The sequence below is a fragment of the Streptomyces montanus genome (assembly GCF_005786655.1).
GTDB classification, from domain to species: domain Bacteria; phylum Actinomycetota; class Actinomycetes; order Streptomycetales; family Streptomycetaceae; genus Streptomyces; species Streptomyces sporangiiformans.
The window spans coordinates 1-12,462 of sequence record NZ_VBZC01000118.1 but is presented as its reverse complement, the minus strand read 5'-3'; the positions used below and the strand labels follow the sequence as shown (position 1 = coordinate 12,462).

Sequence of the window (12,462 nt, the reverse complement as noted above, 5' to 3'; positions counted from 1 at the left end):
GAAGCTAAGCCTTACAGCGCCGATGGTACTGCAGGGGGGACCCTGTGGGAGAGTAGGACGCCGCCGAACTAATTGTAGAGAAATCCCCCGTGCCATTCGGCACGGGGGATTTCTGCGTTCACGAGTACCTTTTCTACTGCCCAGCCTCTTTAAAGACGTCCCGCTGCCTTGAGAGCCAGATATGCGTCTGCCAAAGCCGGCGGCAGATCGTTTGGTGTCGCGTCCACGACGGTGACGCCACGGCGGGTGAGCTGCTCGGCCGTGCGATGGCGTTCTGCTTGGGCCTGGGCCGCGGCGGCCGCCTCGTACACGGCTTCGGTGTTTCCCCGAGCCATGGCCATGCGCTCTATGTGGGGGTCGGTCACCGAAGCGACCAGGACCGTGTGGCGCTGGGTGAGACGGGAGAGTACTGGCATCAGCCCTTCCTCGATGGGGGCCGCGTCAAGACTGGTGAGGAGCACAATCAGTGAGCGACGAGGGGTCGTGCGGAGAGCGGTGGCGGTGAGACCGCGCGCGTCTGTCTCGATGAGCTCCGGTTCGAGGCGTGCCATGGCGTTGACCAGGGACGGAAGAACGTCGCCTGCGGCTCGGCCCTGCACCAGGGCACGTACCCGGCGGTCGTATGCGAGAAGATCCACGCGGTCGCCGGCTCGGGAGGCCAGGGCAGCCAGGAGCAGGGCCGCGTCCATGGAGGCGTCGAGGCGGGGGATGTCGCCCACGCGGCCGGCCGACGTGCGGCCCGTGTCGAGGACCAGAAGGATGTGGCGGTCGCGTTCTGGGCGCCAGGTGCGTACGGCGACCGTGGTCTGGCGGGCGGTGGCGCGCCAGTCGATGGAGCGGGTGTCGTCGCCGGGTACGTACTCGCGGAGGCTGTCGAATTCCGTGCCCTCGCCGCGGGTCAGGACGCTGGTGCGGCCGTCGAGTTCGCGCAGTCGGGCCAGCTTGGAAGGAAGGTGCTTTCGGCTGGTGAACGGGGGGAGGACTCGTACGGTCCAGGGGATCTTGTGGCCGCCCTGGCGGGTGAAAAGGCCTAGGGGGCCGTACGAGCGGATGGTGACGCGGTCGGCTTGGCGGTCGCCTCGGCGCGTGGGGCGCAGGCGGGTCGTGACGCGTCGGCGTTCACCCGGGGGGACCGCCAGTCGGTGACGTGATGCAGCGACCTCTGTGCCGGGCTGCCAGCTGCTGGGGGGCCACGCATCGCGGATGCGGGCCCGCAGGGGGCGGCCGGAGGGGTTGGTGACGGTGAGGGTGACGTCTGCGGCTTCGCCGAGCCGTACCGAGGTGTCACCGGAGCGCGTCAAGCCGAGGCGGCGTACGGGCGCGGCCAGGGCGAAGTCGCAGGCGCAGGCCAGCGCCAGGGGGATGTTCACGGCGAGGATGCCCGTCCAGCTGGGGTCCCAGATGCCGACGGGGAGGGTGCCGAGGGCCGCCAGCAATGCGGCGCGTCCAGTGAGTGCCATCAGCGGGGGACGGGAACGTGGGCGAGGATCGCGTTGATCACGGAGTCGGCCGTGACGCCTTCCATCTCAGCCTCGGGGCGAAGTTGCACCCGGTGGCGGAGCGTGGGGAGCGCGAGGGCTTTCACGTCGTCGGGGATGACGTAGTCGCGGCCCGTCAGCCACGCCCAGGCGCGGGCGGTGGCCAGGAGCGCCGTCGCGCCGCGCGGGGAGACACCGAGCGTGAGGGACGGCGATTCGCGGGTGGCGCGGCAGATGTCCACCACGTAGCCGGTGATCTCGGGGGAGACCACGGTCTTGGCCACGGCCGCACGGGCTGCTTCCAGGGCGGCGGGGCCCGCTACGGGGCGTAGGCCGGCGGCGCGCAGGTCGCGCGGATTGAAGCCTTGGGCGTGGCGGGTGAGGACGTCGATCTCGTCCTGGCGGGACGGCAGCGGGATCGTCAGCTTGAGGAGGAAACGGTCCAGCTGGGCTTCAGGGAGGGGGTACGTGCCCTCGTACTCGACGGGGTTCTGCGTCGCGGCGACCAGGAAGGGTTCGGGCAGGGGGCGGGCGGTGCCGTCGACCGTGACCTGGCGTTCCTCCATCGCTTCCAGGAGCGACGACTGCGTCTTGGGCGGGGTGCGGTTGATCTCGTCGGCGAGAAGGAGGTTCGTGAAGACCGGGCCGGGCTGGAAGGAGAACTCGGCGGTGCGGGTGTCGTAGACGAGGGAGCCCGTGACATCGCTGGGCATCAGGTCCGGCGTGAACTGGACGCGCTTCGTTTCGAGTTCGAGTGCGGATGCGAGGGCCCGGACGAGCAACGTTTTGGCTACCCCAGGGACTCCTTCTAGTAGGACGTGTCCGCGGCAGAGGAGGGCGACGACGAGGCCGGTCACGGCGGGGTCCTGGCCGACCACGGCTTTGGCGATCTCGGCGCGCAGGGCTTCCAGGGATGCCCGGGCGGCGCCCGGATCCCCGGAGTACCCGGCGTTGTCAGTGGTCGGGTCCATCATGAACGGCGTACCTCTCTTTCGAGGGCGTCGAGTTGGTCGGCGAGAGCGATGAGGGCCGCGTCGTCGCGGGGCGGCGGCCCGAAGAGGAGGGAGTGCAGGGACTGTCCGTCCCCGCGGAGGTGAGCGGACAGGGCGGGGAGCAGGGCTTCGGGCGCGTGCGCCTGGGCGGGGGTCACGCCGACGAGGGGAGCGAGGCGGGTGCGCGTGGTGGAGCGCAGGGCTGCCGAGGCGCGGTCGCGGGCGTTGGACTTGCGGTAGAGGCGGGCGCGGCCCTCGACGGTCTCGGAGGCGCGGATCGCGACGGGAAGCCGTTCGGGGACGAGCGGGCCGAGGCGGCGGGCGCGCCAGAGGGCGGCCAGGGCTGCGGCGAGGAAGAGCTGCAGCGTGCCCCAGAGCCAGCCGGAGGGGATCAGGTCGAAGAAGCTGCGGTCACCGGAGTCGGTGGCCGTGTCGTCGGAGAGCGAGGGGAGGTACCAGACCAAGTGGGGGCGGGAACCGAGCAGTTGGAGGGAGAGCGAGGCGTTGCCCTGCTCGTCGAGGCGGTCGTTGTAGAGGATGTCGGGGGCGCCGACCACGACGGTGTCACCGTCGCCCTTGGCCGCCGGTACACGCAGCAAGGTGGGCAGGCCATCGCTGCTGTAGCAGGAGTCGGCGTCGGGCGCGGTGGTGGTGTAGCGGATACCTCCCGTGTCGGCCGTGCCCGCTCTCTGGGCGACGGGCAGGACGCAGCCGGGGGAGAGCGTGGAGTCGTAGCTGGGGGCGGGATCGGCGGTGACCCCGGGGGCGAGCGTCCCGACGGACGGGGCGCCGGGCGCGACGAGGACGGTGCGGCCGCCGGAGTTCGTGAACGCCGAGTGGAGTCGGCTCTGCTGGCGGTCCGTCAGCAGGTCCGGGTTGGCGACCAGGAGAGTCGTGTCGGGGCCGGCCGCGTTGCGCGCGTCGTCCAGGCTGGTGACCACTTGCGTGGATACGTCGCTGTCGGCGAGGAGTTCGGCGACGGCGCGGCTGCCGTAGGGGTCGGCGGAGCGTGGGTCGAGGCGGCCGTGCTGGGCGTCGGAGCGGACCGTGGCGATGGCGACGGCGGCCGCCAGGAGAACCACGAGCGCGAGCACGACACCGCGCGCGCGGGTCCACACCTGACGGGTCGTGGGGGAGACCGAGGTGGATGGGCGAGTGGCCTCCATGGTCATTCGGCGGCCCCCTGGCGGGTGCTGTGCGCCGTGCTCTGGGTGCTGCTCGCGAGGACCGGCTTGGTGCGTTCCAGATCGCGGTCGAGTTCCGTGAGGCGGTCGTACGTCTGCGCAGTGGCGGCTCGTCCGCCGTACGTCACGTCGTCGAAGTCCCGGGCCGCGGTGCGCAGTCGGTCCGTGTGGGAGGGGAGCGTGCGGCCCGCTTCGGCGGCTGCCTCGTCGGCGGTGCGGCCTGGGCGGGGGTCGAGCAGGGCGCGTTCTTCCAGTGAGCGGACGACGGCCCGCATCCGTTCCTGGACGGCTTGGTTCCAGTGGCCCTGGGCGGCGTGGCTCTCGGCGGCCGCGCGGTGCTCGGCGGCGCTGCGCGGCCGGTCGTCGAAGAGAGGGGCGGCCGATGTGGGGGCGCGGCGCGGCGTGCCGAGTCGCCACCAGAGGGCTCCGATGAGGGCCACGGCTGCGAGCGCGATGACAAGGAGGCCCAGTGTGCCGCCCGGCGTAGCGGAAGAGGCTGCGCTGAACAGGTCGTCGACCCAGTTCCAGAAGGCGTCCAGGGCGCGCTGGAGCAGGCTGGGGTCGTTCTCGTGGTACATCCGCTTGGACAGTTCACGCTCGGCCGCCTCCCGCGCGGGGTCGCGCGGGATCGTCACCGGTGGTCCGTCGCCGGAGCGTGGCAACCCCAGTACGGCTGCGGCACCGGAGCGCGGCGGCGTGAGGACCGCTGTGAGAACTCCCCCCGGCCTCACCGCATCAGCTCCCCGGAGTGGCGCCGGACGCGCCGGAGCTGTAGCCCTGGACCCCGGCGGCGCGGGCCAGGTCGAGGTCGAGGGCCTCGCGGCGGATGCGCTGGTCGATGTAGAGGAGCACGGTGACGCCAGCGGTGATCGGGAACGTGAGCATCGATCCGATCACCGCGCCGACCCCGCTGACGATGAGGAACGTCCAGCCGAGGTCACCCGCGGCGCTGTTGAGGAATCCGGTGGCACCGTCGCCGCTCAGGGCAGCGGCGAGGAAGGCGAAGGGGATCACGATGATCGAGGCGACGATGTTCGCGATGATCGTGGCGAGCAGCTGGATGCCGAAGACACGCCACCACGAGCCGCGCACCAGCTTCGCGGAGCGGCTCAGCGACTTCCCGATGCTCTGCTTCTCCAGCATCAGTGCGGGCGAGGCCAGCGAGAAGCGGACCATCAGCCAGATCGCGACGACGCCCGCGCCCATGCCGCCGAGGACGGCGAGAGCGACACCGCCGTCGCCTCCCCCGGCGAGGGAGATGAGGACACCGGGCAGGGTGCCTATGGCGGCGATCGCGACGGCGATGAGCGGAAGCAGGAACGTCAGGCCGAAGAGTTTCGCCAGCTGGGGCCGGGCGTCGCGCCAGGCCTCGGCGGTGGTCACCGACCTGCCGAGCACGGCGCGGCTGGTCACGGTCGTGAGCAGGGCCGTCGCGACGATGGTGCCCAGCAGCGTGATCAGCAGAATGGCGCCAGAGCTCAGCAGGGTGTCACCCAGGGCGCGGCTGAGTTCGCCGACGGTGGCGCTAGGGTCGTTCAGGGTGTCGGTGCTGGCGCTGTCGTCCAGGACGAAGCCCTGGAGCAGGACCACGAGGATCTCGGTGAACACCGCGACGGCCAGCGAGATGCCCAGGACCGTGCGCCAGTAGGCACGCATGGTCGAGACAGCGCCGTCGAGGATTTCGCCGACGCCGAGCGGGCGGAGCGGGATCACACCGGGCTTGGCAGCGGGCGGAGGGCCGCCCCAACCTCCTCCCCAGCCCGGGTAGCCGCCGGGGCCTGCGCCGTAACCACTGCCGTACCCGCCGGGGCCGCCGTACCCACCATGACCGCCGTAGCCGCCGGGGCCTCCGGCTGGACCGCCAGGGGGCCGGCCCCAGCCTGGGCCAGGTGGAGGCGGCGGTGGGGGCGGGGTCTGGGCCGGGCCGCCCTGAGCGCCGCCTGGAGCGGACCACTGGGCGGGCGGCGGCTGCTCCTTGGACCACTTCGGGCCTGGGCCGGACGGGCCGGGGCCGGGCTGAGCCGGCTGGTCCTCAGGCTCTGGGGTGGCGGGTCGGTCCGCGGGCTCGGCAGGGCCGGAAGCGTTCGGCTCCTGACCGTTCTGCCCGTCGGAGGGGGCAGATCCGGGCGATGCCCAGCCCGGAGTGTCTTTCATCGTCGCTCCTTCACGATGCCCGTCCGCGGTCGCGGCGGCAGGTTGGCAGCCATCGTGCCATGGTGTGGCCTGGAAGTGACCGGCCGTCGTATGGGCTGCACACCTTCAATTGTCCGCCTGGTACGGGGCAGACTGGGCAGATGGCTGATCAGCACGCGCAATCCCACGAGGAGAACCGGCCCACCGAGATACCGGCGATCCGGTGGGACGAACCGCCGGAAGGTCCCGTACTGGTCCTTCTCGACCAGACGCGGTTGCCGGCCGAGGAGGTCGAGCTGGTGTGCACCGACGCGCCCGCGCTGGTGGAGGCGATCCGCACGCTCGCTGTGCGCGGGGCGCCGCTGCTCGGCATCGCCGGGGCGTACGGGGTCGCGCTCGCCGCCGCGCGGGGGTTCGAGGTGGACGACGCAGCCGACGCGCTGGCGAGCGCCCGTCCCACCGCGGTGAACCTCTCGCACGGTGTGCGCAGGGCCCAGGCGGCCCACCGTGCGGCCCTGGTGGCCGGCGGTGACCAGAAGCAGGCCGCCGAGGCCGCGCTCGCTGCCGCGCGCGCCCTCCACAAGGAGGACGCCGAGGCCAGCGCCCGCATGGCCGAGCACGGTCTGGCGCTGCTGGACGAGCTGCTGCCCGGCGGCAACCACCGGATCCTGACGCACTGCAACACCGGGGCGCTGGTGTCCGGCGGGGAGGGCACGGCGTTCGCCGTGGCGCTCGCCGCGCACCGGGCCGGGCGGCTGCGCAGGCTGTGGGTGGACGAGACGCGGCCGTTGCTGCAGGGTGCTCGGCTGACGGCGTACGAGGCGGCGCGCAGTGGGATGGCGTACACGTTGCTCACGGACAACGCGGCGGGCTCGCTGTTCTCGGCGGGGGAGGTGGACGCGGTGCTGATCGGGGCGGACCGGATCGCCGCCGACGGTTCGGTGGCGAACAAGGTGGGGAGCTATCCGCTCGCGGTGCTGGCTCGGTACCACCATGTGCCGTTCATCGTGGTGGCGCCGGTGACGACGGTGGACCCGGACACCTTGGACGGAGCGTCCATCGAGGTTGAGCAGCGCGCCGGTCATGAGGTGACGGAGCTCACAGCACCCCAGGTGCCGGTGGCGGGAGCGGAAGCGGGAGGCGGGATTCCGGTGGCCCCCCTGGGGACCCAGGCGTACAACCCGGCGTTCGACGTGACGCCGCCCGAGCTGGTGACGGCGATCGTCACCGAGGAGGGCGCCGTGTCGCCCGTCACTACGGAGGCCCTCGCCGAGCTGTGTGCCAGGTCACGCCGGGTAGTGGGCGGGCAGGTCGATCATCCGTGATCGACGGCTGCGCAGAGCACGGTGACGGTGGGCCGCCGCCCAGTAACCGGCGGCCCGGCATGCCTGGCAGTGCTCCTGGACGCCCTGCCGCGTGGGCGGATTGACCAGGAATGCCCCGGCCCGCATCCGTTACTGACATCGATGGCCACGAACACAGACAGGCACCGGCGACTGCGTACGACTATCGTCACAGGTCAGTGACCTACCTCACCGCTGCCCTCGTCACTGTTATGAGAATGGGATGATGTCGTTTATGAAGGGACGAGTCCTTGTCGTCGATGACGACACCGCACTGGCCGAGATGCTCGGCATTGTGCTGCGTGGTGAAGGTTTTGAGCCGTCTTTCGTAGCCGACGGCGACAAGGCGCTGGCTGCTTTCCGCGAGACCAAGCCCGATCTGGTGCTGCTCGATCTGATGCTGCCGGGCCGGGACGGTATCGAGGTGTGCCGTCTGATCAGGGCGGAGTCCGGGGTGCCGATCGTGATGCTCACGGCCAAGAGCGACACCGTCGATGTCGTGGTCGGGCTGGAGTCGGGCGCCGACGACTACATCGTGAAGCCGTTCAAGCCGAAGGAGCTGGTGGCGCGTATCCGGGCGCGGCTGCGGAGGTCGGAGGAGCCGGCGCCCGAGCAGCTCGCCATCGGCGACCTTGTCATCGACGTGGCCGGTCACTCCGTGAAGCGGGAGGGGCAGTCGATCGCGCTGACGCCCCTGGAGTTCGACCTGCTGGTGGCGCTGGCCCGAAAGCCGTGGCAGGTGTTCACGCGTGAGGTGCTCCTCGAGCAGGTGTGGGGCTACCGGCACGCGGCCGACACCCGCCTTGTCAATGTTCATGTGCAGCGGCTGCGCTCGAAGGTCGAGAAAGACCCGGAGCGTCCGGAAATCGTGGTGACGGTCCGTGGCGTCGGATACAAGGCCGGACCGAGCTGACATGTCCCGGGACAGTGCCGCTGCGCCGCCCGGCCAGCCGGGGCCCCGCGCGGGGCGGCCTGTCGGCCGGAAGACGCCGGGCCCCTTGTGGGCCCGGTTCCTTGAGGGCGGGCTGCTGCAGGGCGGAGTCCAGGGCAGCCCGGTCCTCCGGCTGTTCATGCGCTGGGTGCGCCGTCCGCTGCTGCCCGTCATGCGGCTGTGGCGGCGCAACATCCAGCTCAAGGTCGTCGTCACGACCCTGCTGATGTCGCTGGGCGTCGTACTGCTGCTGGGCTTCGTCGTCATCGGACAGGTGCGCAACGGCCTGCTGGACGCCAAGGTGAAGGCCTCGCAGAGCCAGGCCACGGGCGGATTCGGCGTGGCCAAGCAGCGGGCGGACGCGGCCGCGAGCGCCGGTGGCGAGGACGGTTCGGGCACGGACGGACGGCCCGTCCAGAACATCAGCGCATGGCTGAGCGACCTCGTGGAGGCCCTCTCCAGCGGCGGCCAGGGCGCCTTCGACGTGGTCACGCTCAGCTCCAGCGCGGTCGGCGGCAGCGACAGCGGAGGGCGCGGGCCGCGTTCCTCGGGCGGTGTCGATCCGGCGACGAGCGTGCCCGAGGATCTGCGCCGCCGGATCGACGAGAGCATGCTCCCCGCCCAGAGCTACACCCGCATCGTCTACACGACCGGCCAGGAATCCCAGCCCGGTCTGGTCATCGGCAAGCAGGTCAACGATCCGAACGGGGACCCGTACCAGCTGTACTACCTCTTCCCGCTCACCCAGGAGGAGAAGTCGCTCAGCCTGGTCAAGGGGACGCTCGCGACGGCCGGCCTGTTCGTCGTGGTGCTGCTCGGGGCCATCGCCTGGCTCGTGGTGCGCCAGGTCGTCACGCCCGTCCGGATGGCCGCGGGGATCGCCGAGCGGCTGTCCGCCGGGCGCCTCCAGGAACGTATGAAAGTCACCGGAGAGGACGACATCGCGCGGCTCGGTGAGGCCTTCAACAAGATGGCGCAGAACCTTCAGTTGAAGATCCAGCAGCTGGAGGACCTGTCGCGGATGCAGCGGCGGTTCGTGTCCGACGTGTCGCACGAGCTGCGCACGCCGCTGACGACCGTCCGGATGGCCGCCGACGTCATTCACGAGGCGCGGGTGGACTTCGATCCGGTGACCGCGCGATCGGCGGAGCTCCTCGCGGACCAGCTGGACCGGTTCGAGTCGCTGCTCGCGGACCTGCTGGAGATCAGCCGGTTCGACGCGGGCGCGGCGGCTCTGGAGGCCGAGCCGATAGACCTGCGCGAGGTCGTACGCAGGGTGGTGAGCGGCGCTGAGCCGCTCGCCGAGCGAAAGGGCACGCGAATAAAGGTCGTCGGCGATCAGCAGGCTGTGGTCGCGGAGGCCGACGCGCGGCGTGTGGAGCGGGTGCTGCGGAATCTCGTGGTCAACGCCGTGGAGCACGGCGAGGGCAAGGACGTGGTGGTCAAGCTCGCCGCGGCGGGCGGCGCGGTCGCGGTCGCTGTGCGGGACTACGGAGTGGGACTCAAGCCCGGTGAGGCGACCCGTGTGTTCAGCCGCTTCTGGCGGGCCGACCCGGCACGCGCGCGTACCACCGGCGGTACAGGGCTGGGGCTGTCCATCGCCCTGGAGGACGCGCGGCTGCACGGGGGCTGGCTGCAGGCGTGGGGTGAGCCGGGCGGCGGATCGCAGTTCCGGCTGACGCTGCCGCGGACCGCCGACGAGCCGCTGAGGGGTTCGCCGATACCCCTGGAGCCCAAGGACTCGCGGCGCAACCGCGGGCTGAACGACGCGGGGCTGCCCCTCGGCGGTACGCAGAAGTTGGCGACGGTGCCCGCACAGCAGACCGGTGAGCGCGCCGTGCCGCCGATGCCGCCTCGGGCGCCCTCGGCCCCGAGACTGGCGGGGGCGGTGGATCCGGCGGCGCTGCCGGGCAATGGCGCGCGTGTGGTGCCGCGCCCCACGGCGGACGTGCGGGGCACGGCCACGGCGTCGGATGAGCGTGGTGAGCCCGGGGACACGCCCTCCGAGGGCGGCCCGGGGGACGACGAGGAGACGGATCGGTTGAATCAAGGGGAGGAAACTCGTGGGCGCTGACCGCGATCGGAGCGGCCGACGGCTTCCGATGCGGGTGGTGGCGTACATCGGCTGTGGATCCGTACTGCTGGCCGGGTGTGCCTCGATGCCGGACAACGGAGACCTGCGTGATGTCGAGGCCTCGCAGCGACCGGACGCCCAGGTCCGGGTCTTCGCGATGCCACCGCGGGAGAACGCCCAGCCCGAGGAGATCGTGCAGGGCTTCCTCGAGGCGCTGACCAGCGACGACCCGAAGTTCGAGACGGCTCGTCAGTATCTGACCGAGGACGCCTCGAAGAGCTGGCACCCCTCCCTTTCGACCACGGTGCTCGCGGACGGGCCGAACGCCGTGTCGGAGCGCCCCGGGAGCAGAGAGATAACCGGCGACTACGCCTACGCCCTGACCGGCGAGAAGGTCGCCGAGGTGGACAAGCAGCTCGCGTACGAGCCCGCTGACGGGGCGTACCGCGCGACGGTGCATCTCACCGAGCAGAAGGAGCCGGACGGCACCAAGCAGTGGCGCATCGACGCGCTGCCGCAGGGAGTGGTGCTGGGCAAGTCCGACTTCCAGCGCCACTACGTCTCCGTCAACAAGTACTACTTCGCGGCCAATTCGCCGGCCGCGGACCAGGCCAGGACCGTGGCCGATCCCGTCTATGTGCGCGCGCAGGTCGATCCGGTGACGCACATGGTCCGGGCGCTCCTGAAGGGGCCCACCAAGTGGCTCGCGCGGGCGGTCAGGTCGAAATTCCCCGACGGTGTGGCGTTGCGGAAGGGCGTCAAGACGCTGACGCCCGACGACCAGAACAGACTGACGGTGCCGTTGAACAAGAAGGCCGACGGCATAGGCCAGTCCCAGTGCACGGAGATGGCGGCTCAGATCCTCTTCACTCTCCAGGACCTGACGCCCACGGGCATCGACGAGGTGGAGCTGCAGCGCTCGGACGGTTCGCAGTTGTGTGTGCTCGGTGAGGACCAGGGCGAGACCATCGCCTCGCACGCCGGAAAGAGTGCCGAGTACGAGTACTTCATCGACGGCGAGCATCGGCTCGTACGGATACCGGCCGGCAGCGACCAGGAGCCGGTTCCGGTGCCCGGTGCGCTCGGAGAGGGCGGCAAGGCACTGCGGACGGCGGCGGTGTCCCGGGACGAGGAGAGCGCGGCCGGGGTGTCGCTCGACGGGCGTTCGCTGTACGTCGGGTCGCTCGCGTCGGACGGCTCGCTCGGCGATCCCGTGCTGAAGAGCAAGGCCAAGTCGGAGGACGACGGGCTGGCGACACCCAGTTGGGACGCCCACAACGATCTGTGGGTGGCCGACCGTGACCCCAAGAACTCCCGGCTCCTGATGCTGCAGAAGGGCATGGGCGAGCCGGTGGCGGTCAACACGCCCGGGATCGAAGGGCGGATCGAGGCGGTGCGGGTGGGCGCCGACGGGGTGCGGATCGCGCTGATCGTGCAGAAGGACGGCAAGACCTCGCTGCTCATCGGACGGATCGAGCGGCGGACCGGGTCCGGAGGGCAGCCGATCGTCACGATCCACGAACCTCGTTCCGTGGCGCCGCAGTTGGAGGAGGTCACCGCCATGTCCTGGGCCGGGGACAGCCGCCTGGTCGTGGTCGGGCAGGAAAAGGGCGGTGTGCAGCAGATTCGATACGTCCAGGTCGACGGCTCCGCACCGGTCGGTGCGGCGCCCTCGGCGCTCACCGGGGTCAAGGAGATCGCCGCCTCCGAGGACGAACGGCTGCCGCTGGTGGCGCACTCGGAGGACGGGATCGTGCGGCTCTCATCCGGTTCGCAGTGGCAGAAGGTGGTCAAGACGGGGACGTCGCCGGTCTATCCGGGATAGCCGGTCCGTCAGCGGCCTGACGGTTGCGTGCAGTTGTCCAGAGGGAGTTATCCACAGGGCTTGGCCGGCCGGCTCAGGCGTTGGCACAGTGGTGGGCATGCGCGGGTGGTGGCAAAACCTCACCGATCTGGTGCTGCCGACCGAATGCGGAGGCTGCGGGAGGCCTCGCGCGGTGCTCTGCCCGGAGTGCCGTGCCGCCCTGGTGGGGGCCGCACCGCGCCGGGTGCGACCGGTGCCCGAGCCGCCGGGGCTGCCTGTGGTGTACGCGGCGGCTCCGTATGAGGACGAGGTGCGGGCGGCGCTCCTCGCCCACAAGGAGCGGGGTGCTCTGATGCTCGCCGGGCCGCTGGGAGAGGCGCTCGCGGGTGCCGTGCGGGCGGGGCTCACGTCCGGTGGGGCGCCGCCCGTAGCGCCGGTGCTGCTCGCTCCGGTGCCCTCCGCGCGGCGGGCGGTGCGGGCGCGGGGACACGACCCGGCGCGGCGGATCGCGCTCGCGGCGGCG

At 71.2% G+C, this 12,462-nt stretch carries 9 protein-coding genes, 1 rRNA gene and 1 pseudogene; 6 read left to right on the top strand and 5 right to left on the bottom strand.

Annotated elements, in window-relative coordinates; translation table 11 throughout:
• A 5S ribosomal RNA gene (rrf, locus tag FE633_RS49965) occupies positions 1 to 69 on the top strand; the annotation flags it as partial.
• An 80-nt stretch (positions 70 to 149) separates the two neighbouring features.
• On the opposite strand, the gene FE633_RS45875 is transcribed toward rrf, so the two are convergent.
• The 5 genes from FE633_RS45875 to FE633_RS45855 form a co-directional block, all read right to left on the bottom strand.
• Complete coding sequence (locus FE633_RS45875; RefSeq protein WP_138051090.1) at positions 150 to 1,460, bottom strand: DUF58 domain-containing protein; 1,311 nt, start codon at positions 1,458 to 1,460, stop codon at positions 150 to 152.
• Positions 1,460 to 2,452, bottom strand: coding sequence for an AAA family ATPase (locus FE633_RS45870; RefSeq protein ID WP_425473333.1), 993 nt, complete (start codon positions 2,450 to 2,452; stop codon positions 1,460 to 1,462). The genes FE633_RS45875 and FE633_RS45870 overlap by 1 nt, the downstream gene beginning before the upstream one ends.
• Positions 2,449 to 3,642, bottom strand: coding sequence for a DUF4350 domain-containing protein (locus FE633_RS45865; protein WP_138051089.1), 1,194 nt, complete (start codon positions 3,640 to 3,642; stop codon positions 2,449 to 2,451). Before FE633_RS45865 ends, FE633_RS45870 begins: the two co-directional genes overlap by 4 nt.
• Positions 3,639 to 4,322, bottom strand: coding sequence for a DUF4129 domain-containing protein (locus tag FE633_RS45860; protein WP_246114145.1), 684 nt, complete (start codon positions 4,320 to 4,322; stop codon positions 3,639 to 3,641). Before FE633_RS45860 ends, FE633_RS45865 begins: the two co-directional genes overlap by 4 nt.
• A 67-nt stretch (positions 4,323 to 4,389) precedes the next feature.
• Positions 4,390 to 5,808, bottom strand: a complete 1,419-nt coding sequence (locus FE633_RS45855; protein WP_138051087.1) for a DUF7847 domain-containing protein — start codon at positions 5,806 to 5,808, stop codon at positions 4,390 to 4,392.
• Between the two features lie 140 nt (positions 5,809 to 5,948).
• Here FE633_RS45855 and mtnA point away from each other — a divergent pair, with 140 nt between their 5' ends.
• The 5 genes and pseudogenes from mtnA to FE633_RS45830 form a co-directional block, all read left to right on the top strand.
• A complete protein-coding gene (gene mtnA / locus FE633_RS45850) occupies positions 5,949 to 7,112 on the top strand; it encodes an S-methyl-5-thioribose-1-phosphate isomerase (RefSeq protein WP_138051086.1) in 1,164 nt (387 codons plus the stop codon).
• Positions 7,113 to 7,353: 241 nt separating this feature from the next.
• Positions 7,354 to 8,043, top strand: a complete 690-nt coding sequence (gene mtrA, locus FE633_RS45845) for a two-component system response regulator MtrA (protein ID WP_150136091.1) — start codon at positions 7,354 to 7,356, stop codon at positions 8,041 to 8,043.
• A 1-nt stretch (position 8,044) separates the two neighbouring features.
• A pseudogene (mtrB, locus tag FE633_RS45840) lies at positions 8,045 to 10,007 on the top strand (MtrAB system histidine kinase MtrB); the annotation flags it as partial.
• A gap of 117 nt (positions 10,008 to 10,124) precedes the next feature.
• Entirely contained in the window at positions 10,125 to 11,960 is a 1,836-nt protein-coding gene (locus tag FE633_RS45835; protein ID WP_138051084.1) for an LpqB family beta-propeller domain-containing protein, read from the top strand.
• Positions 11,961 to 12,057: 97 nt separating this feature from the next.
• Positions 12,058 to 12,462, top strand: a 405-nt coding sequence (locus tag FE633_RS45830) for a ComF family protein (RefSeq protein ID WP_138051083.1), incomplete at its 3' end; no start/stop codon positions are given.